This window comes from Nocardia tenerifensis NBRC 101015 (assembly GCF_000308715.1).
Classification (GTDB): domain Bacteria; phylum Actinomycetota; class Actinomycetes; order Mycobacteriales; family Mycobacteriaceae; genus Nocardia; species Nocardia tenerifensis.
The window spans coordinates 16,298-42,710 of sequence record NZ_BAGH01000598.1; the positions used below are offsets into that span (position 1 = coordinate 16,298).

The following is a 26,413-nucleotide window of genomic DNA, read 5'->3' on the forward strand; positions in this document are numbered from 1 at the left end:
GGTGGGTGGTAGCGCTCACCCGGGTTCGGGTTCCAGGGAGATTTCGTTATCGGCTGACGTATTAATGGCGACGGTCCGATTTTCGAAAGGTCTGGAATGGTATTTTGGTTCATCGTCGGCTATGTGGCCTTTATCGCGGTGCTTATAGCGTACTCAGCTCACGTAGCTATTTCGTGCCCGGATGTTCAGCAGCGCGCCGATGCCTATAAAGTTCTGCGACTGATTTGGGCCACTGGTACCGGAGCGGGCGGGTTGACGCTGGTCATCTTCAACGTAGTGATCAAGCTTCAGGAAGTGGGGGCCATCTGAGCATGAGAAAAGGCGGGCACTAAGGACGCATGTCCTCGGTGCCCGCCTCTCACTCAACTGGAGTAGAGAATCTGGATGCTACCAGTCACTCACTCCGGTTGGTCGCAGCGTCTGCTGCCTTCGATCCTCACTCTACCGTTACCACCAGGAGGTGGTAGGGCACGATGTGATAGATCTGACTGTCGGGCCGATCAGCGTTCAGGGCATACACGCCCGCGGCTCGGCCGACTCGTATCTTGCTTGCGCGAGTTCGCATCATATTCGACTCCTTTCGTTGTTGTTGATGTTGTTGTCATCGGACAACGCGAATCCGGGCTGGCTAGTTGCCCGGAGGAGCGCTGTCCACAGGGGTGCCGAACACGTTCACACGTGTCGGTCTGCTGAACACGGATTGCTTGTCGTGTTCCCTACGGTCTCCCTGACCGGTACGGCTGAGCTGGGGCTGGTCTCCAATCGGGCTGCTGTTCGAGAGCGCACGGTCACTCGCCCGCAGCGGGTCTACTACCTTTCTTTTTCCTCGGCCTTGCGGCTTCTTTTACCCCAATTTCGATTCACACTCCGGCCTGTAGTCGCAGGCCCAGGACGGGCACGGCCACTGTGGAAGCTGGCCGTACCCGGTCCATCGGAGGATGGGTCGTTGGAGTCGTTGGAGTCGTCGAGGGCGTCGACGGTTGCCATGATTTCTTTCAGCAGGCGATCGTAATTGACTCTCGAAGCCTGTTCGTCGAGAACTCGGGCATCCGCGATAAGGCGCTTTTCAACGTCCACGGTTCCCTTTCCCACCTGATTAGTACACTGTTATTCTTCACTCTTCCGAAGCTGGGCGGGCTTGCTGGCCAGCTCTTTCCGGATTTTCTCAAGGGCGCTGTACATTAACCTGCTCACCTGATTCGGGCGCAATTCCAGGGCTTCCGCTATTTGCGCCGTCTTCCAGCCCTCGTGATACTTCAGGTTGAGAGCGATCTGGGACCGCTCGGGTAGTTTCCTGAAAGCATCACGTACCTCGTCGTCGATCTCGATGTCAGCACCGCCATAGAACCGATCGTCATCGGCTATTTCTGCGACGAGTTTCTCCGGTCGACGTTTCCTCTTCCTGACATGGTCCAGAAAGACCGTGCGCAGGATGCAGTACATGTAGGGCATAGCCATTGGACCATCGCTCAGCCACAGCTTGACGCATGCTTCCTGAACAAGGTCCCAGGCCAGGTGACGATCACCGCATAGCTGAAATTCACGCCACCAGAACTTGTGAAGGTTCTCTTTGGTGACGAATTGATTGAACTCAGCACGACGGTTCATCAGGGGCAACCCATCCGTACACGGGTCGCCCTACTACTGCTGGTACATCGGCGGTGGTCAACAACCATCATCGATGCCTTACCTCCAACTTCAACGCGTTCCGGGTCAACCCGCACCCGCCACTGGGTGCGGCGCCACGGGCCGCAAGGCCGCCGGGAGTGAACGGCCTCATCTACTAGAACGCCCCCCGATGCTGGAATCTCCCCTCCCACCCGGAAAAAGATTTGAACTCCCTGTCACCGGCGACCGCCGACTTCCCGGTGCGCGCCACCTTCTGGTTGAAACCTGCTGGTAGGTCAGCCGTCGATGGTTGAGCGGCTGCCGCTGAGTTCGGGAAGATGTTTGTACAGGGTGCCGCGCGAGACGCCGAGTAGCCGAGCGATCGAGGCGACGGATTCGTCAGGGCGGGTGAGCATCGCGCGGGCCTGGCGGATCTGCTCGGCGTTCATCGCCGGTGGCCGGCCGAGGCGTTGCCCGCGGGCGCGGGCGGCGGCCAGGCCTTCGTTGGTGCCGTCGACGATGAGCTCGCGGATGAACTCGGCGAGCGCGGCGAAGACGTGGAACACGAGCCGGCCGCCGGGGGTGGTGGTATCGAGTGCTTCGTGCAGGGACCGGAATCCGATGCCACGCTTACGAAGTCCGGCCACGATCGAGATCAGGTCCTGTAGCGAGCGGCCGAGTCGATCCAGCGCCGGCACCACGAGGGTGTCGCCGGGGCGCAGGTAATCCAGGCACGCCCACAGTTCCTCGCGCTCGGCGTTCTTCCCGGACTTCTTGTCGGTGAAGATCCGGTGGCATCCGGCTGCGGTGAGCGCGGCGACCTGGCGGTCGAGCAGCTGGCCTTTGGTCGAGACGCGGCCGTAGCCGACGAGCACACCGACGTCGGCGCCGCCGATCGGATCGAGCGCGTCACCGCCGAGGGTGAGCGGTTCGGCGATGTCGAGGGCGTGGGTCGGGTCGGCCATGTCCGGGACTGTACGAGAAAGGTCTGACAGGAGTTGTTGAACACCAATCGTTTTCGACACGTTTGTTGAACACCGCTCCGGCGTGGTCGTCCTGGCGATTCCGTTCGGCCAGGTCGGTGTTCAAAAATCGAACGATTCTCAACGTCTATCCGGCGGACCTGGAGGTGTTGCTACGGTCGGCGGCCAATCGCGCGGTTCGACGTTGTTGGGCTTCCGGGACAGATCCTCGTCCCAGTCGAACTCTGGCGCTGGCGGACCCCACTGCCGGGGAAGCTCAAAGGAGATGGCATCACTACCAAAATCCACCTCCCGGAACAGGACATCACCGGAGAAGGCCGTGCCCCTGAACCAGGTCGAGCCGATGAAGGCCGCGTCGCTGAACGTGGTCACGCCGGAGAACCTCGCATAGGTGAACCTGGTCCCGCTGGAGAAGGTCGCGCGGTTGAACCTAATCTCGCCGGAGAAGGTCGCGTAGTTGAACCAGGTCGCGCCGGAGAAGGTCACGTGGGTGAATCTGGTCTCGCCGGAGAAGGTCGCGCTGTCGAACCAGGTCTCGCCGGAGAAGATTGCGTGGTTGAATGTGGTCTCGCCGGAGAAGGTCGCGCGGTTGAATCTGGCCTCGCTGGAGAAGATCGCGCCGCCGAACCAGGCCGCGTTGGAGAAGGTCGCGCCGTCGAACCAGATCTCGCTGAAGAAGGTCGCGCGGGTGAATCTGGTCTCGCCGGAGAAGATTGCGCCGGAGAACGAGGTCTCGCCGGAGAAGATTGCGCCGCCGAAATCGGCGATACCGGAGAATCTCACTTTGCTGAGGTCGGCATCCTCCAGGTGGGCCGTGCGGAAGTCGAAGTCGCTTGTCGACCAGCTATATTCGGCTGGCGGGCGGAGGTGGCCGGCGATGACGCGGAGGATGGTGGCCCGGACCTCGCGATCGTTTTGGCGATATTCCTGGTGTTCCTCGACCTTGCCCGGATCGAGATCCTCTGCCGGGCGGGCGGTGGAGGTCGTGACGACACGCTTGGTACGCCCGCTGCTGCCCTGCTCCGGGTCGTAAGGCAGGCGGAGATACCCGCACAACACGTCGATGCACTGCTGGCGGCGCAAACCGTCGGACTCGTCGGCGACGCCGGCCATCGCGTAGACCCCCGCGATCCGCACCGCGACATCGGTCGCGCCCAGCTGCGCGGCCGCCGCGCTGAACCGTTCGACGAACCGGCCCTGCTCCAGGTCGCGCTGGCGGCGGTAGGCGATCACCAGCGCGACCACACCACCCACCCCGCCAACCACGGTCAGCGCCAGCTTCGTGACATCCACCGATGTGCCGCCCCGCTGCGGATGGAACGCGACGAACAACACCCATTCCGCCACCGCCGCGATTACCACCCCGGTCAGCACCGCCAGCGCGACCGCCATCGATAACCGCATCCGGCCCGACCACCGCGACACCGATTTGGAAAACCCGCTGGCTCGCGCGCCGATCCGGCGCATCCTCCCCGTCACCGGCCCGATTCTCGCCGAAACCCCGCCAGCACACCCAGGATTCGCACCCACCACCGAGCAAGCCCTCGGCGGCACCCCTGAACGAACGAGTTCCCGAACACGGGGTTCAGGCGAAACGCTGGCTTAGCGGGAGTTCGCGAGCCCGTTCGCAGACGGTCGTTTCCCGAACACCCGATGATTCGGCGCGCACCCGGGGCAGGGCTGACCGTGGACGCGTGTCCCGATTTGTCCGAAGCGCCTGCACACGTAACCTTCTGAATGCGACGAATGACCGAGCCAGACCACTGGCCGTGATTGTCTCGAGGCTGGACTCCGTCTACGAGAAAAGGACCGCTACATGCGCTTTCGTCATGCAATCGCCTCCATCGGCAGAATCGGGCTCACCGTCGGCGCCGCCGCAGCGCTGGTCATCGGCCTGGCCACCAACGCCCAGGCGGCCACGGGGACGTTCCGGTACACCCACGAAGGCGGGGGGGAAGGCCAGTGGGCAAACCCCCCGGACAACGTCTGTTTCCCCCTGTCCGAGCCGGACAACGTCGACAATGGCACAGATAAGACCGCATACCTCTACTACGGCAGTGACTGCGCCGGCAACCATGTCGCTGATCTGCCACCCGGCGATAACATGAACGGCTTGTCGGAGCTTTACAACCCCGAAACCCTCCGCGGTATCGAATCAGTGAAGTTCACCGACTGAGTGGTCTGAGCACGGTCTGGTCCCATGCGGGACGAGTCGAGACAGGCCTCACCGCCGTGACGATATCGGGGGGGCAGACCAAGCTCTCATCTTGATGTCGGTGGGCGATCCTATGGTTGGACGTATGACCGACATCGCTCCGCTGGCCGCGTCATCGCGGGCCGCCTTCGGCGATCCGGGCGTGCACGCGGTCGTGCGGGCCGGCCGCACCGTGCACGCGGTCGCCCTCGGGCAGTGGGTTGGTGAAGAGGAAGTGCCGGAACTGTTGTGCCGCACCGGGGTCGCCGGATGGTCACCCGCCGCGCTGGAACCGACCCGGGCCGCGGTCACCTGCGCGCGATGCCTGCGTCGGATCGGCGGGCAAACCCTTGCCTCGCAACAGCTTCCACTATTCGGTGAGCGCTGATTGCGATCCGCGCGGCCTACCTGGCCCTCGTCGCGCTGGACGACGCGGCGCGCGCCCGGGCGCTGCGCTGGTTGCTCGGCGCGCTGGGCGTCGGCGTCCACCTCCAGGTAGGCAGGCTCGGACCGGCGGGTTACCAGTTCCGCAGGCCGGCGAACTTATTTCGGGCGTCGATGGCCTGCTTGAGCACCCGCTCGCGCAGGGCGGTCCGGCTGAGCCGGTCCACGCGGGTGAGTTGCAGGGCTGTGGCGACGGCGAGCAGCTGGGGTTTGTCCAGGCCGAGCCCGTCGAGGTAGGCGGCCCCGTCCGCGACGGTCGCCAGAGTCCGCAGGTGCGCAGCAACCGCGACCGCATCCGGCGCCGGGGCAGCCGGACGCGCGGCCCGCGGTGCGGAAGCGAAGCCGGGACCGGATCGGCAGGCTGCGCGTCGGCGGCGAGCGCGCCGGCCAGGATGGCAGCGTGGGCAAGGTGATCGGCGGCAGCCTGCCATTGGGCGGTGTCGACGGCGTCCTGCGCTGCGCGCATCGCGGTGGCCAGCGTGGCGGGAGTAGCGGTCATGGCAGGGTCCTCCCTGTTCGGGATGTGCTGGCGCTGTTCGGCTCAGAGGTCGAAGCGCGCCCGCAGACCGATCTTCACCTTCTCCAGAACATCTGGTGGCAGAACGCCGAGTTGCTCGGTAAGAGTTTCTTTCGCGAGGATCGCGATGTCGTAGAGCGCGACCACTTCGGTGCCTGCGGCCATCGCGACGGTGAGCAGCTGGTGCCGTGAGGGGACCTCACGGGCCTCACGAATCGGGGCGACGGTGAGCATCGGACGCGAGCGGATCACCACATCCGAATCCAGCAGCACGACAGTGGTTTTGCGGCCGGACAGTCGGCTCGTCGCTTCCCAGATCTGACCTTGCTGGCTCGGTTCAGGCACGGTCGAACAGTACGTGTTCGGCGGCCTGTTCGGCGTCGTCTGCCCATCCCTGATCGGCGTCGGGCAGTGTCTTGAGTTCGTCCTCGAGCATCTGCCGGCGCACCGCGCGGGCGATGTAATCGGAGAGTTTGTCGTCGGAGGCGACGCGTAGCCGTGCCGCGAGGTCGTCGTCCATCGTGATATTCATGCGCACGGTCATGCGCACAACAATACAGCGGCACGCTGTACCCGCCTACACAAACCGGGTTGGAGCGCAGCGGTCAGCGAAGCGATTTCAGGTGCGTGACGGTCCCCGGCACCGCGAGCCACGCGTCGAAATCCAACGCTGTCCCGGAGTTTTCCCACACCCGCCGCCACTGGCGCCACTGCCGATATGACGACCGCATCGAAGCCACGAGCACCCGCTGCGACAGCGCGTAGACCAGCCCCTCGTCTACTGCGGCGATCGGACGGACGACCATCGGGCGGCCCTTCACCGTCCAATCCGGCGGTCCTGGCGGAAGGAGACCCATCTCCTGCAGCAGTCCGTCGATCCACCCATCGGGGCCGCGGGCACCCTCGAGCTGCATCTGCACGTCCGGGGTGACGCACCACAGCACTTGGTCGATGTGACCGCACCGAATCGCGGTCCGGTAGCCGCGCAGCACGGCGTGCAGCCGCCAGCGCTCCTTCGGCGTGATCTCGACCTCCACGGCCCGCAGCAGCCCGCCGCCCACCACGACGAAGTCCGGCCAGTGCAGGGCCTGGCCATTGTCCAAAGGAATCGCCCACCAGCGCGGCCGGCCGGTGTCATCGAACGACGGGTGCACGACCTGCTCGCCCGGCGTGCGCGCCGTTGTCCGCACGCCGACCAGCTCGGCGTAGCGGTGCGCGCTCTCACCGTCGTCGCGGGCGCGTTCCAGCGCGCGGAACTGCCGCTCGGAGACCACCTCGAACCCGCGAGCGGCGCCACGCGCGAGCATCGCCAAGGCGGTCTCGGCGACCAGCAGCCGGTGCAGCATCCGCTCCTCACCGGGAACGCGGAACCGCAACTCCGGGTGTCCAGGTGTTCGTATCGCGGTCAATCCCGCCATCGTCGGATACACCACCGTGCCCGCCCAGGCCAGGTTGTCGGAACGCTCGAGCAGGCCGGCACCGGCCATGAACGCGACTCGGCGCCGCGCGGTCTCGAACACCCCGCGATAGCAGTACTTCGCCGCGTGACGAACAGTGAGTGCACCGAAGCGGGCCGCGAAATCGAGCAGCTGCTCATCGGCGGGACTTCGCCGCCATCCATGCCGCTTCGCGGTCCCCGCTGCCGGTCCCTGATTGGCCATCCGCTCCGCGCGGGCCCGCCGCCACGGCGTCGACCGAACGCGCCCAAACGGCAGCTCGCTACCCGAAAATTCCGGCATCGCAACCTCTTCCTGTCTCCCGTCGAACTCGACCGCCCCCTCGACCACCTACTCGACCGGGTCGCGGTCACTATCGACACGAGAGTCGCATCCGCCTTTTCCAGGGCATTCAGCTCAAAAGCTCGACCGCCCGACAGCGGCCCCACACACTGACTTACCTGCACACCACAACCGACAGCGGTGGAGCGTGGTTACTGGCCGAGGTCTTCGATGCGGACGACGGCATCGGCGAAATAGCGAAGAGGTGGCGGCGGCCCCACCTGGTGTGCTCTCGTTGGGGGAAATTTCAGGACGTAGGGAGGTGAGTGGCCGTGACCATGTACCGGTGTCCTAATCCGAACTGTTTTCATGTTCGGCACTACACCCCGACATGCCCGAACGAACCCGTCGTGATCGACCCGGCCGCGGTACGGCGGATCGTGCAGCTACAGCGGTCCGGAGCATTCAATTCCGGTCCTTGGTATCCCCGCGTCACGATTCGTCCACCACTGCCGCGTGGGCAGCGCGCCGAGCCGCAGGGGCAGGTACGCCCTCTGCTGATCTTCGCGTTGATGATGATCGTGATCGTGGCTGCGCTGTATCTGCTGCTCGCGTAACCGGCTGTCACGACACCGCTTCCGGTTTTCAACACCGGAATGAGGCCGGCCATCGACGGAGCGGCCCGGCCCCGGACCGAGCAATCGTTTCCGGCGCAGTCTCACGTTGCTGGCGTGCGGCGGCCTGGTCGCTGATACTCAGGCCATGATCGGGGACTCGAAGTGGCTGGCGTGCGATCAACCCGACTGCCGCGCGATGATCGAGGAGGTCGGCGACCTGGCGACCGAGCACGCGGTCCGCACGATCGCCGCCGCCCGCGGCTGGTATCTGGGAAACCGGCACTACTGCCCGGCCCACTGGCCGCGTCCGCGCACACACCACCTGGCCTGATCACCGAAAAGCCGAGGGCCCCACCGCTATCGCGGCAGGGCCCTCGAACCGTTCGATGGTGCGTGTCAGGGCAGGTCGGCGTAGAGCGACCACTGCACCGTCTTGGATGCGTCGGCGGCGAAGTAGCGCAGGAACGGATGCCCGCAGTCGCAGCAGCAGGTGACCTCCCAGATGCCGAGATCCTCCTCGTGTGCGGCCAGCGGGTACTTGATCCAGTGCTGGCGGCCGTGCGATCGGCACCCGCTGACGCCGAGGAACCTCGCGGCCTCGGCGCGGGTGTCCGGGAACCGGGCGAACCCGCCCGCGGTGCGCAGCGAGTAGCAGGCCGCCGCCTCGTCGGTGTCGAGCCACTTGCTCATGAACGCCCGACTGAACACCAGGGGCCGCTGATGTTCGGCGCCGGTGCCGGCGGTGAGCATCGCCGGTTCGAGCGCGCTGGCGGTGTGCTCACCGAGCTGGCGCGCCGCTTGTATCCCGCTGTGCAGCAGCTCCTCCCAATCGGGAAGCAGCACCTGGCCGTCCTCGGCGGCCGGTCGTTGGGCGATCACAGGTTGCGCCCCCGTTTCTTTCCGAGGTTCATGCCCGCTCCCGACGTCGTGGAGCGTGCTTTTGGGGCGTCGTTGGGTTCGGTGGCCGCCCCGGCCGGGCGGGCCTGGGAGATGTCGGTCAGCAGCAGTGCGGTGATCTGCTCGCGGTCCACACCGAGCGCGGTCAGCTCCTCCACGAGCTGGGTACGGCGGATCTGGTTGTCCCAGGCCGGTGGGTTGCCGCGCGCGGCCTCGCGCTTGACCTTGGTGCGCTGGGAGGTCGTCGCCGCCTTCAGCGACGAGGTTTCCAGTTGCCCGGCCACGGCCATGACGTCCTCGGCGATCATGTTGTTGACCCCGGCCGTGGTCAGCCCGTCGCGCAACGCCTTTCGGTGTGCGGCCATCGCGTTGAGCCGGTCTTCGGCCTTGTCACCATCCAGCGCCGCGGATTCGCACTCCTTGCGTAGCCCGGCCAGGGCGTGGCGGACCGGTTCGAGTTTCGAGTCGTCCGGATCCATCCCGGCCGCGGCGAATAGGTCGGTGATCTCCTGCGCGGCTTCCTTCGAGCGCGCGGCGGCGGCCTTGTGGTCGTGGCTGCGCTGCTGGCGATACCGCGACTCCTGATCAGCCCACATCGTCTGCGGTGCGACACCGAATCCGGGCTGCTCACCATCGGACATGGTCAGCCTGACCTGATGGCGTTCGATCGCCGTGAGCCCGGAGTCCTTGTGCGCCACGGTCTTTTCGACCTCGGCCTTGATCGCCGCGGCTTTGGCCTGGTCCTCCTCGCTCGCTGAACGGGCGAGCTTGGCGTACTCGGCGATCTGCTCGCCGAGCAGATCCTTGTGGACCGCGCCGGGCCACAAGGGCGCTGTCGAGGTGGCCGGGGCCATCTTGATGTCCTTGCCGCGCTGGCGGGCCTTGTCGGCGTCCTCTTTCGACAGATCCGTCATCAGCTCGGTGAGCTGGCGGGTCACCTCGGTGGTGTCCTGCCCCAACGCCAGACGCCGCTGATACTCGATCAGCGCGGTGTCGACCTTGGCGCGCGCGTCCGAGCTCGCACCCCAGTTGGCCTCGCCGATGTTGGCGCGCGGGTCACCGGTCAGGTAGTCCATCGCGAACAGCACCTTGTCGCGATCAGCAGGGCGTGCCGAGGCCAGCAGCAGCTCGACGCGGGCACGCGCGGACTCCTTCCTCGCCTCGTCCTCACGTGAGGCGGGTCCGGAGGTGCGCCGGTCGGACATGATCCGCGCGGAGGCCTTCGCGTACTCCTCGATCGCCTGGTAGGTGTGCTGGCGCTGGTCGTCGTCGAGAACCGCGACTTCGGCGACGGCGTTGACCGCGAAGCGCTGCGCCATCGCGGCCCGCTCCAGCGCGGCACCGTTGGACCAGGCGTTGGACACCACCCGATCCAGCGCGCCCTGTTCGAGGCCGGCCTCGATCTCCTCGACGTCGATTCCGTGCAGGTCACGCAGTCCGGCCGCGAGCTGCTGGCGTGCCCGCTCGGCTTCGGGTGCGTCGTGGCGCCACGCGGTCGCGTCGTACCAGGCATCCAGGACATCGTCGGAAGACGCTGTCTTCCACCACTTCTCCGACCCGACATCGGTCAGGCGGACGGTGGCCATCTTCTTCTCGGCCTCGAACCGCTTCTCGGCGGCCTCGGCTTCGGCGGCCGAGATCTGGGCGGCGAGTTTCGCCGATTCCGCGCGGCGCGCTGCGGCCGTGCGCGCCCACTCGGTCAGCAGGCCGAACATCATCCGGGTGAACATGGCCATTTCGCGGGCAGCGTGGTCGATATCGGCTGCGTGCTCGGTCACTGGTGGAACCTCCGTAATCGTGTGGTCCTCAACCGATTCCGGTTCAGGGTGCTGTTCGAGGTCAGCAGGCTGACCGTGGTCGTTGCCGTGGGCGGGCTGCTGCGGGGACGGAGAATGGCCGGCAGGCCCGGCGAGTGCGGCCGCCAGCGCCGAGTCCTCGACGCGGACGAACTCGTCGAGCTCGAGGCCGTGCCCGCAATCGAGGTGATCAGACAGGTCCTTGCCCGTCGCGGCCTCGACCACCAGCAGCTCCCCGACCCGGCCCTGGAGGAGCTGGGCGACACGGGCGGCATGGCGGTATCCCGGCTCGTCCTTGTCCGCGACGATCACCACCCGGGCGGCACCGCGCAGTTGGTGGGCATGCTCGGGCCGGAAACTGCCCGCTCCCATGGCATTGCAGGTCGCGACCAACCCGGCCGTCCTCGCGCGGTCGGCGTCCTTTTCGCCCTCGACGACCCAGATGGTTTCGCGGTCGGCGACGGCTTCGCGCACGGCGGGCAGGTGGTAGAGGACCGGGGCGAATCCGCCCCCGCTCCAGCGTCCGCCCGCGTCGCATTTGCGTTGCCGGAACACCTTTTCGGTGCCGTGCTCGTGCGGGATGTGCGAGCGCACGACCTCGCCGAGCGGGTGGCCGCGTTCGTCGGTGTAGAGGTAGATCCCCGCCTGGTAGCGGGCCCCGGTCACCTTCCCGAGCCGGTCGCGTTTGGACTCGACCGGGACAGCCTGCCCCTGCACCGGTGTAGGCGCCCGGCCACCGTCACGGACCTGACCGCCGGTGCGGGATCGCCCGGCGCGTGGCCCGGTTCCGCGGCGCGGAACGTCGAACAGATCCCGCACGTCCAAACCGATCGCGTGCAGCACCTCTTCATCGGTGCAGGTGGTGAAACACCGCAGGACGGTCTTGTGCTTGTCGGGGTCATAGATCAGGCCCAGCGACGGATCGTGATCGTCGTGGCCAGGACAGCGGTACTTGGTCCACTCCCCCGCCTGTGAGGCCGGCCCCGGCTTGCGGTTGTGCGCCACGGCGTGAGCGTCCAGGGCGGCGGTGATGCGGTCGAACGACGGCCGTGCGATGGCGGCCGCCGTTCTCGATGGGTTCTGCCCACTCACCTGCTGGCTCCACGCTCAGCTCTGCCGCCCAGACCGAGACCGTGCGAGAGCGGCCGCCACCACGGCGCCGACGGCTCCACCGACTGCGTGTTCACCGGGACCGGGAACTCCGGGGACGGCGCGACCGAATAAGTCGACGGTGCCACCGCCTGCGGTACTGTCGCCCGCGCGGGTGTCATACCGAGATCGGCGGCGAAATCCATTGCCGCGCTCTGCAACCGGTCCCGATCCGCCCGCAACTCGCGCAGCTCCCGTTCGTCGGAGATGGCCTGTGCCGCGGCTTTGTCGATCGTCGCTTGCAGGGTCTTCATCTCCCCGCGAGCGTGGCGGTAGTCCGTCTGCAGGCTCTGCCACTCCTGGAAGTGCTCGTGCGCGACCTCGGCGAGAGCGGCGACGACGGCGTCGCGGTTCTCCCCCGCGAGCAGCTGCGCCGCCAGCGACGGGTCGTGGATGATCTGGTTCGCGGTCAGGGTCGCCTCGCGCCGCTGCGCGGACTCCGAATCCCAATCCGGCTCAAGAGAATCCGCGTCCCGCAACCGCTGCTCGTCAGCCCGCACCGACGGATCCAGATCCGGATTCGCCTCCCAGAACTCGACGTCCTCCGCGAGTTCGCGCTGCTGCTGCGCCGCCCACTGTGCCTCGGCCACCTGCTCGGCCATCTGGTCGCGCTCGACACCGTCGCGCTCGATGCGTTGATCCAGCCACGCCTGAAACAACGCCGGCGACCCGACCAGATCCCACGTGTTCGGCCTTTCCGCACCGCCCAGCTCGCGCGGAATATCGATCCGTTCACCGTGGAAGAGGGCGGCGACCACCCGCTCGGCGCGATCCTGCTCGTCCTGGTTCAGGACCGCGCCCTCCCGCACGGTGTAGAGGATCTCGGCGGCGATGTGGCCGCTCTGTTCCTCCAGCAGGGCGAGCTGGTCGGGTTCGCTGTAGGTGGACTCGAAGTGAGCGGCCAGATCGTCGATCTCCTCGGCGGTCACCTCCAGCGCGGCGATCCGGTCGAGCAACTCCTCGCGGCTGAGGAATGTGTTCTTCGCTTGCAGCTCGGCGAGCTCGTGCGGGTCGATCTCGATGCGCTTGAGTCCGGGGGCGTTGCGGAACTGCCCGTCGCGGTCGACGCCGGGCGCACGGTGTGCGCCGTAGAGGTTGTGCAGGCGCATGTTTCGTTCCGTCATCCACGTCGTGTAGGCGTCGGTGTTGGTGACCAGCTCCCACACGCGGCCCTCGGTGGCGATCTCGGGGCTGTACTCCCCCGCGGCGAGTGAGGCGATGACGCGTTCGGCGCGGCCGGCCTCCGAGGCGGTGAGGGTGTCGCTGTGGCGGGCGGTGGCCAGGATGTTCTCGGCCAGCACGGCGAAGCGCTGCTCGACGCCGTCGAGGTTCTGGCTGCCCGAGCTCAGGCGGGTCGTGTCCATGAACGGGTCGGCGACGGCGGCGATTTCGGCGAAGGCCCGCTCGACACCGGCACGGTCGAGGATCTGGTGATCGGCGCGGGCCAGGCTGTCGGCGCGGAACGGGCGCAACCGGATGGCGTCGACGAACTCTCCGGCGCTGTTGGTCCAGTCCAGGGGGTCCGCGCTGATCGCGTGCTGGATCGACACCGCCCGCACCTGCAGCCAGGTCTGGTAGGCGTCGGGGTCGGTGGCCAGCTCCCACATGCCCTGGCCCGCGGTGCCGCGGACCTGCTCGAAACTCGTTGCCGACGCGATCAGGCGTTCGAGGCGGGCGGCCTCACCGGCCGAGACCACCTCGCCTTCGCGGATGGTGGAGACGGCCGCTTCGGCGAGTTCGCGCAAGCAGATCTCCCAGTACTGGGCGCCGGTCTCGTACTCCTTCGGATCGGTGCCCACATGCTCGACCAGCTCCTCCACGGTGGTGCGCAGCTCGTCACGGCTCATCTGCACGGCACGGCGGGGATCGGCGTGCACGGGTGACAGGAACAGCGCGTCGGGGAACTCCTGGCCGGTATCGGCGATGCCCGCGGCACTCAGCCACAGGTCGTTGCCCGCCTCGGGGTGCTCGGCCTGGGTGTTCACCCACGCCTCATACATTTCCGGGTCGGCGACGCGTTCCCACGCGTAGCGCGATTCCCCGCCGTCGAGCAGCTCGGTGACCACGACCTCGGCGCGGGCGGCTTCCTCGCCGCCGAGCACCTGGCGCGCGCGGATGTTGCCCAGGATCTGGGCTCCCAGCTCGCGCGCGGAGCTGTCGACCATGGTGATCGGGCGGGGATCGCGCGGGTGCGTCACGGTGGTGTGGCGGCTGAGTTCGTAGATGGCCTCGATCAATTCGCGGCGAGTGAACGGCAGCGCGTCAGTGGTTTCCGGTGATGCGGGCGAAGAGACGTCCGACATGGTTTTTCCTCCCATTGGTGGTTGTGGAGACAGCCCCGGCACCTGCGACGGCCGGGGAAGACAGAACCGCGCCGGGCGAGGCCAGCGGCAGCGGAGACAGCACGCCGTTGGCGAAATGGCCTTTGACGGTGCAGTAGCGGAACGTGCCGGTGGGGTCGAGCAGCCGGGTCATGTGCGGGTTGCAGTGATCGCGCCACCACACGCTCATGCCGGTCTTGCCGTCCAGGCGCAGGTGCTCCCACGCCCGCCACATCGACTCGAACGTCGAGCAGGCCTCGGGGTGGTTCAGCCACCACGGGCACCAGGCGATATCGGTGGTTCCCTCGCCGACCTCGCGGGCGTACATCTTGGAAAACCACTGCACGACCCACTCGATGTGGTTCGGATAGTGCGGCGGGGGCGGCTCCTCGCCACCCTGCTTGGCCCTGGCGGCACCGCCGGCCGCGCCGTCCTCTGCGGCTTCGAGTGCGTCGATACCGGCGAGGACCTGCTCGGTGAACAGGTCGTCGTCCAGGTCGTCGTCGGGAAACTGGGTCATGCCGCGCCCTCCGCTCGCTCATCACCGCTGTGCTGTGACGGGTCGATGCCGGGGAACTGCGCGGCCGCCAGCGCGGCCGCCTTCTTGGCGGCGGCCTCGATGTCTTCCTTTACGCGGGCGCCGTAGGGGCGATCCCAGTACGGGACCGAGGCACACAGCACGGCGGGAAAACCGCTGCCGTAGACGATCATTCGGCCGCGTGGCAGTGCCTGGATCTCCGAGACCATCAAGGTCTGGCGCTCGACGAGCGACCGCGACACCGACCGCCCCGAGGCGCTGTGCGACACCGATCCGGTCAGCTCGTTGTGCTGGCCGACCGCTTCGGCGCGCTCACGCAGGAACCCGACATCGTCCAGGCCCGAGCCGAGCACACGGACACTGGCCGCACCCCAGAGCGCTTTCATGCCCGCCTCGCCCCAGCAGCGTGCACCCTGAGCCCAGGACTGCAGCACGGTCATCACGACGATGCCGCGTGAGCCGAAGTGGCTGTATTTCGCGGGAAGATCGCGCCAGCGCACCACGTTGGCGGCCTCGTCGAGCACCGCCGTCAACGGCGTCGGCAACCGCCCGCCATGCGCGGCGGCGCGCTGAATCGAGGACTCCAGCACCGCGGCGGTGAGCGCGTTGAGGATTGGACCGGCCGACCCGGCGCCCTCCATGGACAGCAGATACAGCGTCGAGGAGTCACTCGCGGCGAAGGCCCGATGGTCGAAACGGCGCCGGTTGCCGCCGTGCTCGATCCACGGGCGCAGCTCCGGGGACTTGAGGATGCGGCCCATCTTGCGGGCGGTGCCGAACACGCCCGAGCGCTGCTTGGGATCGCAGTTGTACTCGCCGAACAGGCCTTTGGCGGCCAGGTGGTGCCCGGCCAGATCCAGAATCCGCGCCGGTTCGGTATTCGACTCGTTGGTCAGCCACTCCCACACCTGCGAGATCGGACGATCCGCCAGCGCGGCCGCCAGCATCAGCATCGCCAGCAGTTCCTCGCCGGCCGGGTCGAAGAACGCGTCCTTCTTCGCGTCCTGACCGTCGTCGCTGTCGGCGAAGTGCGCAGCCAGCTTCGCGGCGCGGTCACCGGCACCCCACACCAGCGTCACCTCGACATCGCGATCACCGATGCCGGCGGGCTCGTCGACGAACACCCCGTCGGTGATCTCGTCGGCGACCGCGTGCAGCTGCGTCTGCGGTTGGGGCAGCTTCGGACGCTGTTCAGGGGCGATCACATACGACAGCGGATCCCAGCTCCACGGCTCGCTCTGCCCGGCAATGCGCTGGGGGTCGAACACGAAACACGGCCCGACTTCGGCGCGCATCACCGACGTCGCCGCGACCACGTCACTCTTGTTCGAGGTGGTCAGCACCGACCCGGCCGCTTCCAGCACCGCCGGAATCACGCGCGAGGTCGACTTGCCCTGGCGCGGGCCCCAGATGTCGACGTGCAGGTCCTCGTAGGAGCCGTAAAGCATATCCCCGCCGAGCACCGGCATGCCGATCGAGACGCCGTTGCGTTGGGGCACATGCTGTTTCGCGGCGATCTTCGCGTTGGGGAACTTCACGTCCAGCCGGTGCGCGGACTCGGCGACCGTGGACGCCAGAAGCGGCTTGAGCGCCTTGCCGCGACCCATGTACTGGGCCCGCTCATCGATCGGGTGCCGCTCGAACTTCGAGCGCCGGCCTTTGCCTTTGCCTTTGCCCGTGTGCTGCCATGGCTTGGCGCAGGCGTACTGCCAGCCCCACGCCGAAAGGCGCAGCGTTGCAAGCGAACCAAACGCCAGCGCTCCCGCTGCCGCCCAGGCATGCCCGGACCACACGAGATCCTGGGTGACGCCCAGGTGGGTGGCCAGCGCGACCGGGTTCCACGGCACGTCCTGGGCCGGGCCACCGAACAATTCCGCCAACCGCAGCGACGCCGACACGGTGAAGGAAGCGCCGCCGATCGCGCCGACCGCGATCACCGGCTTCCACGCGTCGATATCGGCGTGCTGGGCCGGATCCTTCACTCGGCGATCCATGCCGCCACCTCCTTGATGTCGAACAGCGGGTCCATCAGCGCGGCAAGCTCGGTTTGCCTTGTCGCGGCACGGGTTTGGGCGTGGTGAGCGGCGTCGTAGAAGAGGTGGCAGCCCTGGCACATGGCCTTGAGGTTCTCCGGGCGGCAGTCCTCGGGAATGTGGTTGAGATGCGCGGTGGTCAGCACCACCTGTGACCCCGTCCCGATCGCGCGCCCACCGTGGCGGTTGCGGCACCGGCCGTCCTCGCCGAGGTGAAAGATCGGGAACACCGGGCGTCCGCACTCCCCCGCGCACTCACACCGGCCACCAGCACGCTCGAACCGAATCGCCCTGCTGATCTCGGCCCAATCGGCCGGGTAGCGGCCGCGGTTCTCCGGACGAATCGGCATCACGCACCGCCCTCGGCGTCGATCCGCACGAAATCCGGGCCGGTCAGCCGGTCGGCGTCGACGAGCGAGCGTCCCGCCAGCGAGCCCTGCGGACCCTGCTCCTCATCGGCCACCACGCAAATCACCAGGCAGTGCTTGTGGCCCTTCCAATCGGTCCGCGGTGTCGTGAACGACTCGACGCGCAGCGTGCGCGCACCCTCGCGCACCTCGCGGTAGAGCTGACCGACGCGGACCGTGCCCGTGTCGGTGACGTAGTGCTCCATCACGCGGCCCCCTCGACATCGGAGACGAGCAGGACGCCACGGCCGGCGATCTCGGCCAGCTCCGCGGCAGCGGCGTCACGATCTGCCTGGCCCTTATGCGTGCCCGGCAGATGAACCGCCGCGATCACGCAGTTCGCCAGCGCACCCGAACGGGCCCGGGACTGCGCCCATTCCGCGCAGTGGGTCAACCGCGGGCACACCCGGCAGTACGCCTTCGCCTTCTCGATCGCCCGCCTCTGCCGCCCCCTCGGGAAGAAGATGGCCTGCGGGATGCCCCGGCAGATCCGATCGGCGAACACCACGGGATCGACCAACTCGGTAGCGGTCACCGCGCACCTCCCGACACCATCGGAGTGGTGGTGCGCAGGCTGCAGAACGGCTCACACGGGCCCAACGGCCGCGATGTCGGCACCGCCGACCCGTCACCGACCTGGGACGGGAACGCCACGACCACCCACACCAGAACGACCAGCGCCGCTACCACCGCCGCCAGGAATACGGAGGCCATGCACCCGACGCCGCCGAGGCCGGCGGACACGACCACGAGCGCTGGTGCGTCGCCGACCACCTCGGGCTCGTCACCCTTGGGCGCGCTCACCGCTCGGTTCCGATCGCCCGCTCGGCGGTGGCGGCGGTCTTCATTGCCGCCAAACCAACCGCTTCAGCACTGGTCAACCCGAGCCTGGCGGCCCAGGACATAACCTCCGGACGCTGCGGCGCGGCGGCGATCTTCATCGCGGCGACCGCCTCATCACCAGTCAGCTGACGACCCGGCAGGTAGTCGACCGTCCACTGGCCCTGCCCGACATAGCGCGCGTGATGCGAGGTCGACTCGCTCGTCATGAACGCCCGGCCCACATGCACCGTGGCGACCGGGCGCGCCAGCATCGAATCCCTGACATGAACCTCGATAGTCACGACCGCACCCCCCGGTCGATGCCACGAGCTGGGGCCTCGTACTGCTCACACCGGGCGACCGCCTCGAAAGCGTCCATGCCCAGCGTTTTTGCCTGGCCCCCCAGCAACTTCCAGACCATCTCGACGTTCGGGCTCTCAGCCCACAGCAGCTCGTTCCAGTCGTTGGCGATCTCCGCCAGCACGAGGCCAGCGACCGCCGCACTCGACGACACCAGCCGTTCCGGCCAGAACGACAACCGGTGCCAACCCGGGCGAGCCTCGTATGCGACGTGGCTGGACCGCGTCGCGACCAGCCACTCCCCTTCTCTGTGAACAGCCATCGCGCGGTTCCTTCCATCTCTAATAGAGGTGGTTCTATTGCACCAATAAAGGAGTGGTACGTCAATAGAACCGGCTCTAATCGAGATTTCATCGACCTTGATGGGGTATGGCTAGTCTTAATGCGCTGGGTGGCGACCGGCCAGACCTACGAGAGAGAGGCAGCTGATGACCATCAGCGGCTACCGCGAACTAGCGGCCAGCCTTCGCACCGCCATTGAGCAGGGCGAGTACCTTCCGGGCGCCACGCTGCCCAAACAGGCCGAGCTAGCCGAGCGCTACGGCGTCAACGTCAAGACCGTCCGCCAGGCTGTCGGCCTGCTTGAGGCTGAAGGCCTGGTGACGCCGATCAGGCGGCGCGGCACCGTGGTTCGCGAACGACCACCGATGCGACGTCTGGGTGCCGACCGGTACTCCAAGAAGAAGTGGAAATTCGGGGACATCGTGGCCTTCGCCGCAGACCGCGAGGCATCCGGACGAGCCTGGACGCCGAGCGACCAGACACAAACCGTTCGTCTGGTCGAAGCGGATGCCGAGGTGGCGGCAGCCCTTGGGCTGGAGCCTGGATCCCCGGTGTACGAGCGAGCACGCCTGGTCCGCGATGGCGGCCTGCCGACCCACTCGCTAACGAGCTACTACCTGCCCGCACATGTCGAGGGAACACCACTGGTCGACCCCACGCCTGGGCCCGCCGGCCGAGGCGGAGGATTCGCGGTCCTGACCCTTCAGGGATACGAGCCCGACCACATGACTGAGACGATCTCGGCTCGGATGCCCACCCCCGACGAAATCGAGCAACTGAACCTTCCCGGCGGCGAGCCGGTCATGGTGCTCACACGCCAGACCTACACCGCCGACGACCAGATCGTCGAGTTCGCCCGCGGCGTGCACGCCGCCTCGAGGTTCTCGTGGACGTACGAATTCAAACTGCCCGACTGAAAGGACGCAGCAGCATGCCGTTGACCAAGATCCCCGAAGACCTGCGGCCCGCCATCGAAACCCTTTGGGACTACAACCAAATGGGCCACGAGATACGCCCCGTCGACATCGCGATCGGGCTCGGAAGCCACGATCTCGGCGTCGCGAATCATGCTGCCCGGCTGTATGGCCGGAAGATGTTTCCGCGGATCGTCTTCACCGGCGCCAACGCACCGACCACGATCGAGCGGTTTCCTCGCGGTGAGGCCGTGCACTACAGCGAGCACGCCGTCAACCTCGGCGTTCCTCCCGAAGCGATCCTGGTGGAGCCCCGCGCCACCAACACCAAGGAAAACATCGACTTCACGCGAGAACTTCTCGCCGAACACGGCCTGCTGGACGGCATTCGATCGGTAATGCTGATCTCTCGTCCGTACCAACAGCGACGCAGCTACGCCATATGCCGCAAAGCCTGGCCAGAGGTCGACGTCACCTGTTCCTCGCAAGACATGCCACTGGACTACTACATCCACGAAATCGGGGACATCGAACGTGTAATCACCATGCTTGTCGGTGACACACAACGGATTTGGGTCTACTCGGCGAACGACTGGGCCATCGAGCAAGACGTCCCGGACGAGGTCCGTGCGGCATACGACCAACTCGTCGACGCTGGGTTCACCGACCGAGTGCTGCCGGAGTAGCCGCCGGTTGCCTCGAGAGTGCCTGTCGCCCAACAGAACTTCCTGCCGCACTTCTTGCCAGGAGGGGTGAAACTCATGCTTTACCCTTCCTGGCGATGTCACTATCTCCACGCGCGGCACACGAGGGAATACGAAGTGCCGTAGGTCATTCCACACGGCTGGTGCGGATGCGTGCACCGCGTACACAAAATCCTTGTGAAACTCGCCCCGGCGCGCCTCCCCCACTCGGCTACCGATTCGATCTAGAAGTTACCTATGGCCCGACCCGCAAAGTTGCCCCCGACGAAACCCGTTGGCATAGCCCTGTCACGCGAAGTTGTCGCAGCACTCGATGAGGCGGCCAAGACGCGTGGGCTCAACAAACGCCAGCTGTTCGAGATCGCGCTCCGGCGCGAACTGGACCTACCCGCTTACCCCGACCTCCCCCACCACGACCGAGAAGGACTGAAACGTCCGGCCTAGGCCGGAAAACCACCCGTAAGGGTGGATGCCCCCCATAAACGAAGAAGGCCCCCCGGTTGCCGCCGGAAGGCTTCTTCTTCAAGTCCCTGATAGGACACGCTTGGTACGCGTGAATCAGGGTAGCAAGGCTGAACGTGCGCGACAAAGCATTGGGGCCGGTGTAGCCGGTCACGATTTTGAGCACACAGCCGCCCAGCTACCCGAAACGAAGGAATTACCAGCTCAGGCCACTGATGCCCCCGAGCTGGTTTTCGCGCGTCTGGCCCCGCTGATCGCTGCGACGGGGTCGATGTGGTTGATCGATCCGGCTACGAACGAGCGGGTGGGCCGCGCCCGGCCCTTGTCGAAGAAACTGCCGGATCTGCCTGCGGCCGTGACGTTCTGGGTTCGCCAGACCCGCACCACCGACAAGCTGGTGTTCGATCTTGACGCGAAGGATCTGGGGCCGACTGCGGTATTGCGTGATTTCGTGTGGCTGCACGCGCTTCTCGTCGAGGCCGGCGCCGAGATAGTCAGCGACCACAATCCCGGCACCGGCGGCCGTCACCTGATCGTGCCACTGTCCCCGGGCGAGACCCTGCACAAGGCCGGCCTGGAATCGGTGATGCTGCTGCTCGCGGCCCGTCTGCCCACCTTGGACCGCGCCCCGATGGACAACGACGCGATCGGATCGATCGTCCCGCCCGGCTCCCGCACTCGCCAAGGCGGACACCGCATTCTGGATGGCACACTTGCCGACGCGGTCGCGGTCCTGACCGAACGCCGCGTCGAATTCGGCCTCGTCGCCCGCTTGCGCCTGCTACTCGGCGACTCCCTCACCAACTCGAACGCATCCGCCGCTGGCCGCTCGCGTTCCCGCACGCCGGAAACCGGCTCAGAACAGCGCTACGAGCGCGGAGAACGCCCCATCGACGTCTGGGAGGGCGAGGGCGAGCAGCAGCGGCTACGGCCGTCCTGGCGCGGCAAAAGCGCCTTCCCTATCGCGTCCGAGGCGTTCGCGACGACGGGCGCGATGGTCCCAGGCCGCTACGACTCAGCCTCGGAGTGGCGCCAGAACGTGCTGATCGCAGCCGCGCTACGCGGTATGACCCTTGCCGAGGTCCGCACCCGCATGGGCTCGGACTGGCTCGGCATGGCCGAGACCTACGCCCGCTACAAGGCCGACTACGAGATCGACCGCGCCCTGAACCGGGACTGGAGTCATGCCTGCGACTGGGTCCAATCACACCTCGGAGACTTTTTCCGGTGCGCTACACACAGTGAACGTGAACAGCACACACCCCCCTTAACGGGAGGGCACGAAAAATCGGCGGCATCGCCGCCGACGTTGTCGGCGACTCCACACGCTGACTGGCTTGCCCGAGCAACCGCCTGGACGCACGCCACCTGGCCCGGCCAGAACCGCCGCTGGCAAGTCGTCGCGGTACTCCAAGCCCTCGCCTACGCCGCCTACGTCGCCGGGAGGATGGCGCCGGACGGTACCCCCTGTGTCGAGGTCGGGGTGCGCTCGCTCGGCCTGCACGCCGGCCTGATGGCGCACGAGACCGTCGCCTCGGTCCTGGCCGAGGTCCGCGAGATCCCGGGTTCCCCCGTGTTCCGCACGCGTCGTGCCGCGGGCACCCTCGCCGACGAGTACAGCCTCGTCACCGCGCGCCGCGCCGAGAACCTCGACGAACTCACCGACCCGGTCCCGCTGGACCGGATCAGCGTCGGGCCGGTCCATGACGCCTGGCTGGTCCTGGGCCTGCACAAACGCGCCATCTACGAACTCATCACCCGCACCGGGCTCACCGCGGCCGCCGACGTCATCGCGGCCACCCACGTCGCTTCCAGCACCGGCCACGACGTACTCGCCGCCCTCGCTCGCGATGGGCTGATCACGCGCGGCCGCGGCACCGTCGCCCCGGGCCCGCACTCGCTCGATGACATCGCCGACCGCCACAACCTGCACGCCGAGCGCGCCATACGCCTCGGCGAAGTTAAACAACAGCGGGCCGAGTGGCGGACCTGGCTCGAGATCCGCTTCGGCATGGTCGAAGACCCCACCGCCGATACCGAACTCTCCGATATCCCGGCCGCGCCCTGGGACAGCGACCACACCCTGAACGAACTCATCTGGGCCTCCCAGCTCGCGACAGGCCCACCCGAGCCGCGCTATCCCGGCCTCGACGACAGTCCGCCCGATCCTGACGACCCCGACGCTCTGGCGCTCGAACTACTGCACGACCAGCTCGGCGCGGTGCTGCTCGTATGACTCTGCCCGAGGCGGAGCCCATCCCTGGTTTACCGCGGTAAACCAGGTCCGCCCTGGTGCCGTGCTTGCAGGCGTCCCCTTGGGTTTGTACGGCGTGGCTCGGCTCCTGAACCGGGTGAGCAGACATGGTGGGGTCACCGGTAGTAGCGGCCGATTTCGGGCGGGGTATGGCGTGGTGGGCTGGTAGACCCGGGGGAAGGCCTGCCGTTTACGCAACAGGGCGCGGTGCGAGCGAGTCATTGGTAGTGGCGCGAGCGGAGGTCTCACCACTACTAATGACTCGCTCGATCAGCGGCCGGACGGTGCTGCGGGCCGGGGCGAGGCATACCCGGTCGGCTGGATCGTGGTCCCAACTGGACACAGGGTCCGCGTAGGGTCTGGAGGATGCGGGATTCGGACGCGTACCTGTGGCTGCATTCTGTTGCCGGACGTTTTGCTGTTGGTGTGGCGATGTCGGGCGTGGGAATGCTGATCGGTGCGGTGAGCGGAGCGTACTTTTTCGGGCAGGGCACCCCGGCCTCCAGGGTCACCGTGGTGGCGACGGTCGCGGTGACCGTCGTGGTGGGCGCGTGGTTCCATCGCAGTGGCGCACTCATGGCGCACGATCGGCGTCGGGAGCTGGAGGATTCGTCGTCGAGCTGCCGCTGATAGACCTGAGGCGCGCGAGCGCCGACTTCAGAAGCTTGCGCAGCCATACCGCCCCGAGGACAACGCTCGAGACGCCGCTCAGTGCGCCCAGTCCTATCGCCGCCGCTGGTGGCATGCCGGTGAAGCGTACTGCCGCCACGATGCCCGCGGTCACGATTCCACCGGCCACCACGAACGCCAGCACCATCAGCACCAGCGTGGTTCGCCAGAACCTGAACACCGCCATATAGAGCCCGTGGTGCTCTGGGCTCGTCGCGCGGGTCAGCTGGCGGTCGATGATATCGGCCACGCTCTCGGGTGTCCGCGTGATCCGCGGCGTGAGCGGCGATCCGTCGACCGCGAGCTGGAGCGGATCTAGCGGTGCCGGCGGATTCGGCGTGGGCGGATCGGGTGGACGCGGCTCAGCGCGTTGCTGGGGTACCCGCTGGCCGTTCCGGGACGCGCGTGCGGCAGCTGCGGGGGGCGTGCTGCCGTGCCCGGCAGCACGCGGAACGGCGGGGTCGCCTCGGTGGCTGCGCCGCCGTCGACCAGGCGCCGGCGGGGTGGTTCCGGAAATGGGCATAAAAAAAGTCCAGATGCATCAGCACCGGACTAAGACCCAATTTCGAGGAAGCTATCACACAAGGTCGCCTCAACACGCGCGAGCGAATCTCGGGCTACACGTGCATGCGCGATTGCTATGGCTGCCACAGGTCTTTGGCGGGAGACACCTGTCGCCTACCAGCGAGTTTGCAACAGATTGTGATCTGTGTCACAGCTGTACTGTCGCAATGCAACGCCATCGCATCTGGAATGTTGTCGCTGGTCATGACAAGGGAGGCCACCGGCCGGTCCGCGACCAGCTGCAGCCATCGCGTATCGGTTGTGCTCGTAGAACCACGACGTGGTCTAAGTCCTTCGAACAGGTGGGGGCGGGGTTCCTCGGGTACGGGCTGATCCAGGACCAGTGGAGCCACTCCAAGTTGGGCCTCATAATTCGACCCGCATTCCGACACAGATCTTCACGACCTCCGCGCCCGGCCCTCACCCGTCTTGTCGTCGGCAGGGTCATGGACGTCGATGCCGTCGAGCGCGACGATGGTGAAATACATACGCCCTGCCGCGGGCGCCAAGACTTCGACGCAAGGATCAGCGGGAGCCGTGGAGCTCCTCGACCAGGGCGGCGAGCATCGGCGCCGGAAGGTAGTCGCGAAGTGCCTGCGCGAGCACCGCAGGCTCTGGCTCGAACCTCCGGAGCGCCTTCGCGATACGGGGTGCGCTCGCGGGCTTGGGCCCGGGCGCCGGTTTGGGGCTCTCGTCATTGGTCTTGTTCGCAGCTCTTTCTTGCTGCGCTTGCCATGCGGCGACTTGTTCTTCGAGTGGGACGCGGGCCAGACTGCGTGCCGCGCGGAACGCGAGTTCGCCGGCCCGCAGGGCGGCCTGCAGCTCGGGGTGCAGCTGGAGAACGGCTCGTCGCTGCGAGACCCACCCCTTGGACCGCTTCAGCTGTGCTGCGGCTCCGTCGGCACTGCCGCACTCGGTGGCCAGCTGGTCGACGGCGCGGGCCTCTTCCAGCACGTCGAAGTCCCGGCGCCCGATGTTCTCGTCGATGGCCGCAGTCAGGAAGGTAACTTTGTCCTTGGCGACGTCGTCCTTGATGACGAACTCGAGGACGGTGCACCCGTACTTACGGGCCGCGGCGAGGCGACGGTTTCCGGTGACCACGACCCACTTGGCGTCACCGATCAGCTCGGCGTCTTCAGGGAAGAGTTCCAGGTACGCCTTGCGGGTGACCACTAGAACAGGCTGAAGCTGGCGCTCGGCAATGGAGGCCAGGTCGCTCAGGTCGCCGAGATCCTCGCGCGGATTGCGCGGATTCCCGGCCAACTTCTCCAGCGGCGCCGACGTCGGCGGCCCGCTCGGCCGGCCACGCTGGGCGACCGGGGAATTCGCGCCTACGCCACCTGCCAAGTCCGACAGATTCGTCCGTGATCCTGCTGGCATCGTCACTTCCCCCCGACCTGCAGCTCCAGCGCGAGCCGGTAGAAGTCTTCGCGCGCCTGCATGGCGACGCGGTTAGCCGGATAGTCGATGACGGTGAGGCCATCCGCGGATGCGCGGGCGTGGATCTTGTACCGGCGGATCACGGTCTTGGCCAAGGGCCACCCGCCCGCCTTGACGAAACCCTTCGTCTGCTCCAGATCGGCGACACCGTCGCGCGGGTCCCAGTTGTTGACCACCACCACGTAAGGGATGTCGCGTGGCTCCAGCACTTTCCGGATTGTCTGCGCGGTCGGGTCGAACGTCAGCGGTTCGGTCGTGATCGGAACCACCACGAAATCGACGACGTCGAGTATCGCCCGCAATGCGGCCGCGGCTGCACCGGTGCCCAGCGGATCACCGTCCTCGTCGTCCTCGGACAGGTCGATCCAGCCCGGGGTATCGACGTAGACGTGCTTCATGCCTGGCAGGTGGGGGAGTTTGCGCAATCCGTCGAGGTCGTCGTGCGCCTGGGCGATGTGGAACGGCAGCTGGTGCAGGCGCTCCGCCCACCACAGCGCCGAGCCCTGCGGGTCGATCGACACCGCCGTCACGGGCGAGGAACCGTCGGCATCGTCTGTGCCGGACACGTCGGCGGTCACTGCCGCCAGGTTCACGGTGATCGTCGACTTCCCGACGCCACCCTTCTGATTCATCACGGCAAGTACGCGCGCCATTTCAACCTCCGTACGCTTCGCCCGCACTTCGCGGACTACTTCGGATGGCCCGCAGCATACGGATACG

30 protein-coding genes are annotated in these 26,413 nt (G+C 66.9%); 10 read left to right on the forward strand and 20 right to left on the reverse strand.

Annotated features, from left to right (window positions below):
• Positions 1-96 precede the first annotated feature (96 nt).
• Complete coding sequence (locus tag ON39_RS40745; protein ID WP_040742245.1) at positions 97-309, forward strand: hypothetical protein; 213 nt, start codon at positions 97-99, stop codon at positions 307-309.
• A 798-nt stretch (positions 310-1,107) separates the two neighbouring features.
• Here the strand turns inward: ON39_RS40745 and ON39_RS40750 are convergent.
• The 3 genes from ON39_RS40750 to ON39_RS40760 all read right to left on the reverse strand — a co-directional run bounded on the left by ON39_RS40750 (position 1,108) and on the right by ON39_RS40760 (position 3,995).
• Positions 1,108-1,608: an RNA polymerase sigma factor gene (locus tag ON39_RS40750; protein WP_040742246.1), complete on the reverse strand. Its 501-nt coding sequence runs from the start codon at positions 1,606-1,608 to the stop codon at positions 1,108-1,110.
• 296 nt (positions 1,609-1,904) lie between these two features.
• Positions 1,905-2,573 carry a recombinase family protein gene (locus tag ON39_RS40755; RefSeq protein WP_083894998.1) on the reverse strand — a complete coding sequence of 223 codons (669 nt, stop codon included), beginning with the start codon at positions 2,571-2,573 and terminating at the stop codon, positions 1,905-1,907.
• Between the two features lie 138 nt (positions 2,574-2,711).
• The gene (locus tag ON39_RS40760; RefSeq protein WP_157195623.1) at positions 2,712-3,995 is read right to left on the reverse strand and encodes a pentapeptide repeat-containing protein; all 1,284 of its coding nucleotides are present in this window, start codon (positions 3,993-3,995) and stop codon (positions 2,712-2,714) included.
• Between the two features lie 412 nt (positions 3,996-4,407).
• On the opposite strand from ON39_RS40760, the gene ON39_RS40765 reads away from it, so the two are divergent.
• Positions 4,408-4,767 carry a hypothetical protein gene (locus tag ON39_RS40765; protein ID WP_040742249.1) on the forward strand — a complete coding sequence of 120 codons (360 nt, stop codon included), beginning with the start codon at positions 4,408-4,410 and terminating at the stop codon, positions 4,765-4,767.
• A 124-nt stretch (positions 4,768-4,891) separates the two neighbouring features.
• Entirely contained in the window at positions 4,892-5,173 is a 282-nt protein-coding gene (locus tag ON39_RS40770) for a hypothetical protein (protein WP_040742251.1), read from the forward strand.
• Positions 5,174-5,770: 597 nt separating this feature from the next.
• Here ON39_RS40770 and ON39_RS40780 read toward each other — a convergent pair.
• From ON39_RS40780 to ON39_RS40790, 3 genes are all read right to left on the reverse strand, one after another.
• Positions 5,771-6,091 (reverse strand): type II toxin-antitoxin system PemK/MazF family toxin, encoded by a 321-nt coding sequence (locus tag ON39_RS40780; RefSeq protein WP_040742252.1) that lies wholly within the window; start codon positions 6,089-6,091, stop codon positions 5,771-5,773.
• Entirely contained in the window at positions 6,084-6,290 is a 207-nt protein-coding gene (locus tag ON39_RS40785) for a hypothetical protein (RefSeq protein ID WP_040742254.1), read from the reverse strand. Before ON39_RS40785 ends, ON39_RS40780 begins: the two co-directional genes overlap by 8 nt.
• Before the next feature lie 61 nt (positions 6,291-6,351).
• Positions 6,352-7,407 (reverse strand): hypothetical protein, encoded by a 1,056-nt coding sequence (locus ON39_RS40790; RefSeq protein WP_040742256.1) that lies wholly within the window; start codon positions 7,405-7,407, stop codon positions 6,352-6,354.
• A 467-nt stretch (positions 7,408-7,874) separates the two neighbouring features.
• Here ON39_RS40790 and ON39_RS40795 point away from each other — a divergent pair, with 467 nt between their 5' ends.
• A complete protein-coding gene (locus ON39_RS40795) occupies positions 7,875-8,081 on the forward strand; it encodes a hypothetical protein (protein WP_040742258.1) in 207 nt (68 codons plus the stop codon).
• A 145-nt stretch (positions 8,082-8,226) separates the two neighbouring features.
• Positions 8,227-8,412: a hypothetical protein gene (locus tag ON39_RS40800; RefSeq protein ID WP_040742260.1), complete on the forward strand. Its 186-nt coding sequence runs from the start codon at positions 8,227-8,229 to the stop codon at positions 8,410-8,412.
• Positions 8,413-8,477: 65 nt separating this feature from the next.
• On the opposite strand, the gene ON39_RS40805 is transcribed toward ON39_RS40800, so the two are convergent.
• The 11 genes from ON39_RS40805 to ON39_RS40855 are packed head-to-tail and all read right to left on the reverse strand — an operon-like array spanning position 8,478 to position 18,666.
• Complete coding sequence (locus ON39_RS40805) at positions 8,478-8,960, reverse strand: hypothetical protein (RefSeq protein ID WP_040742261.1); 483 nt, start codon at positions 8,958-8,960, stop codon at positions 8,478-8,480.
• Positions 8,957-11,866 carry a toprim domain-containing protein gene (locus ON39_RS46515; protein ID WP_051187750.1) on the reverse strand — a complete coding sequence of 970 codons (2,910 nt, stop codon included), beginning with the start codon at positions 11,864-11,866 and terminating at the stop codon, positions 8,957-8,959. The genes ON39_RS40805 and ON39_RS46515 overlap by 4 nt, the downstream gene beginning before the upstream one ends.
• Positions 11,863-14,226: a hypothetical protein gene (locus tag ON39_RS40815; RefSeq protein ID WP_157195624.1), complete on the reverse strand. Its 2,364-nt coding sequence runs from the start codon at positions 14,224-14,226 to the stop codon at positions 11,863-11,865. The genes ON39_RS46515 and ON39_RS40815 overlap by 4 nt, the downstream gene beginning before the upstream one ends.
• Positions 14,186-14,764 carry a DUF4913 domain-containing protein gene (locus ON39_RS46845; RefSeq protein WP_063713466.1) on the reverse strand — a complete coding sequence of 193 codons (579 nt, stop codon included), beginning with the start codon at positions 14,762-14,764 and terminating at the stop codon, positions 14,186-14,188. Before ON39_RS46845 ends, ON39_RS40815 begins: the two co-directional genes overlap by 41 nt.
• Complete coding sequence (locus ON39_RS40825; protein ID WP_051187751.1) at positions 14,761-16,776, reverse strand: type IV secretory system conjugative DNA transfer family protein; 2,016 nt, start codon at positions 16,774-16,776, stop codon at positions 14,761-14,763. The genes ON39_RS46845 and ON39_RS40825 overlap by 4 nt, the downstream gene beginning before the upstream one ends.
• Entirely contained in the window at positions 16,761-17,165 is a 405-nt protein-coding gene (locus ON39_RS40830) for a hypothetical protein (RefSeq protein ID WP_040742263.1), read from the reverse strand. Before ON39_RS40830 ends, ON39_RS40825 begins: the two co-directional genes overlap by 16 nt.
• Positions 17,165-17,431, reverse strand: coding sequence for a hypothetical protein (locus ON39_RS40835; protein ID WP_146251448.1), 267 nt, complete (start codon positions 17,429-17,431; stop codon positions 17,165-17,167). The genes ON39_RS40830 and ON39_RS40835 overlap by 1 nt, the downstream gene beginning before the upstream one ends.
• Positions 17,428-17,757 (reverse strand): WhiB family transcriptional regulator, encoded by a 330-nt coding sequence (locus ON39_RS40840; RefSeq protein WP_040742267.1) that lies wholly within the window; start codon positions 17,755-17,757, stop codon positions 17,428-17,430. Before ON39_RS40840 ends, ON39_RS40835 begins: the two co-directional genes overlap by 4 nt.
• Positions 17,754-18,026, reverse strand: coding sequence for a hypothetical protein (locus ON39_RS40845; protein ID WP_040742269.1), 273 nt, complete (start codon positions 18,024-18,026; stop codon positions 17,754-17,756). The genes ON39_RS40840 and ON39_RS40845 overlap by 4 nt, the downstream gene beginning before the upstream one ends.
• Entirely contained in the window at positions 18,023-18,346 is a 324-nt protein-coding gene (locus ON39_RS46520) for a hypothetical protein (RefSeq protein WP_051187752.1), read from the reverse strand. Before ON39_RS46520 ends, ON39_RS40845 begins: the two co-directional genes overlap by 4 nt.
• Positions 18,343-18,666: a hypothetical protein gene (locus tag ON39_RS40855; RefSeq protein ID WP_040742271.1), complete on the reverse strand. Its 324-nt coding sequence runs from the start codon at positions 18,664-18,666 to the stop codon at positions 18,343-18,345. The genes ON39_RS46520 and ON39_RS40855 overlap by 4 nt, the downstream gene beginning before the upstream one ends.
• 166 nt (positions 18,667-18,832) lie before the next feature.
• Here ON39_RS40855 and ON39_RS40860 point away from each other — a divergent pair, with 166 nt between their 5' ends.
• The 5 genes from ON39_RS40860 to ON39_RS49795 all read left to right on the forward strand — a co-directional run bounded on the left by ON39_RS40860 (position 18,833) and on the right by ON39_RS49795 (position 23,650).
• Positions 18,833-19,603 (forward strand): GntR family transcriptional regulator, encoded by a 771-nt coding sequence (locus ON39_RS40860; protein WP_040742272.1) that lies wholly within the window; start codon positions 18,833-18,835, stop codon positions 19,601-19,603.
• Positions 19,573-20,286: a YdcF family protein gene (locus tag ON39_RS40865; RefSeq protein WP_255219338.1), complete on the forward strand. Its 714-nt coding sequence runs from the start codon at positions 19,573-19,575 to the stop codon at positions 20,284-20,286. The genes ON39_RS40860 and ON39_RS40865 overlap by 31 nt, the downstream gene beginning before the upstream one ends.
• Positions 20,287-20,541: 255 nt before the next feature.
• The gene (locus ON39_RS51610; protein WP_083894999.1) at positions 20,542-20,748 is read left to right on the forward strand and encodes a ribbon-helix-helix domain-containing protein; all 207 of its coding nucleotides are present in this window, start codon (positions 20,542-20,544) and stop codon (positions 20,746-20,748) included.
• 25 nt (positions 20,749-20,773) lie between these two features.
• Positions 20,774-23,002, forward strand: coding sequence for a hypothetical protein (locus tag ON39_RS40870; protein ID WP_174412619.1), 2,229 nt, complete (start codon positions 20,774-20,776; stop codon positions 23,000-23,002).
• A gap of 384 nt (positions 23,003-23,386) precedes the next feature.
• The gene (locus tag ON39_RS49795; protein ID WP_146251447.1) at positions 23,387-23,650 is read left to right on the forward strand and encodes a hypothetical protein; all 264 of its coding nucleotides are present in this window, start codon (positions 23,387-23,389) and stop codon (positions 23,648-23,650) included.
• Here the strand turns inward: ON39_RS49795 and ON39_RS40875 are convergent.
• From ON39_RS40875 to ON39_RS40885, 3 genes are all read right to left on the reverse strand, one after another.
• Positions 23,595-23,939, reverse strand: coding sequence for a hypothetical protein (locus tag ON39_RS40875; protein ID WP_040742276.1), 345 nt, complete (start codon positions 23,937-23,939; stop codon positions 23,595-23,597). The two genes, ON39_RS49795 and ON39_RS40875, sit on opposite strands and share 56 nt — an antisense overlap.
• A gap of 839 nt (positions 23,940-24,778) precedes the next feature.
• Complete coding sequence (locus ON39_RS40880; RefSeq protein ID WP_306307565.1) at positions 24,779-25,600, reverse strand: ParB/RepB/Spo0J family partition protein; 822 nt, start codon at positions 25,598-25,600, stop codon at positions 24,779-24,781.
• A gap of 35 nt (positions 25,601-25,635) precedes the next feature.
• Positions 25,636-26,346: a nucleotide-binding protein gene (locus tag ON39_RS40885; RefSeq protein WP_051187753.1), complete on the reverse strand. Its 711-nt coding sequence runs from the start codon at positions 26,344-26,346 to the stop codon at positions 25,636-25,638.
• Between the last annotated feature and the right edge of the window lie 67 nt (positions 26,347-26,413).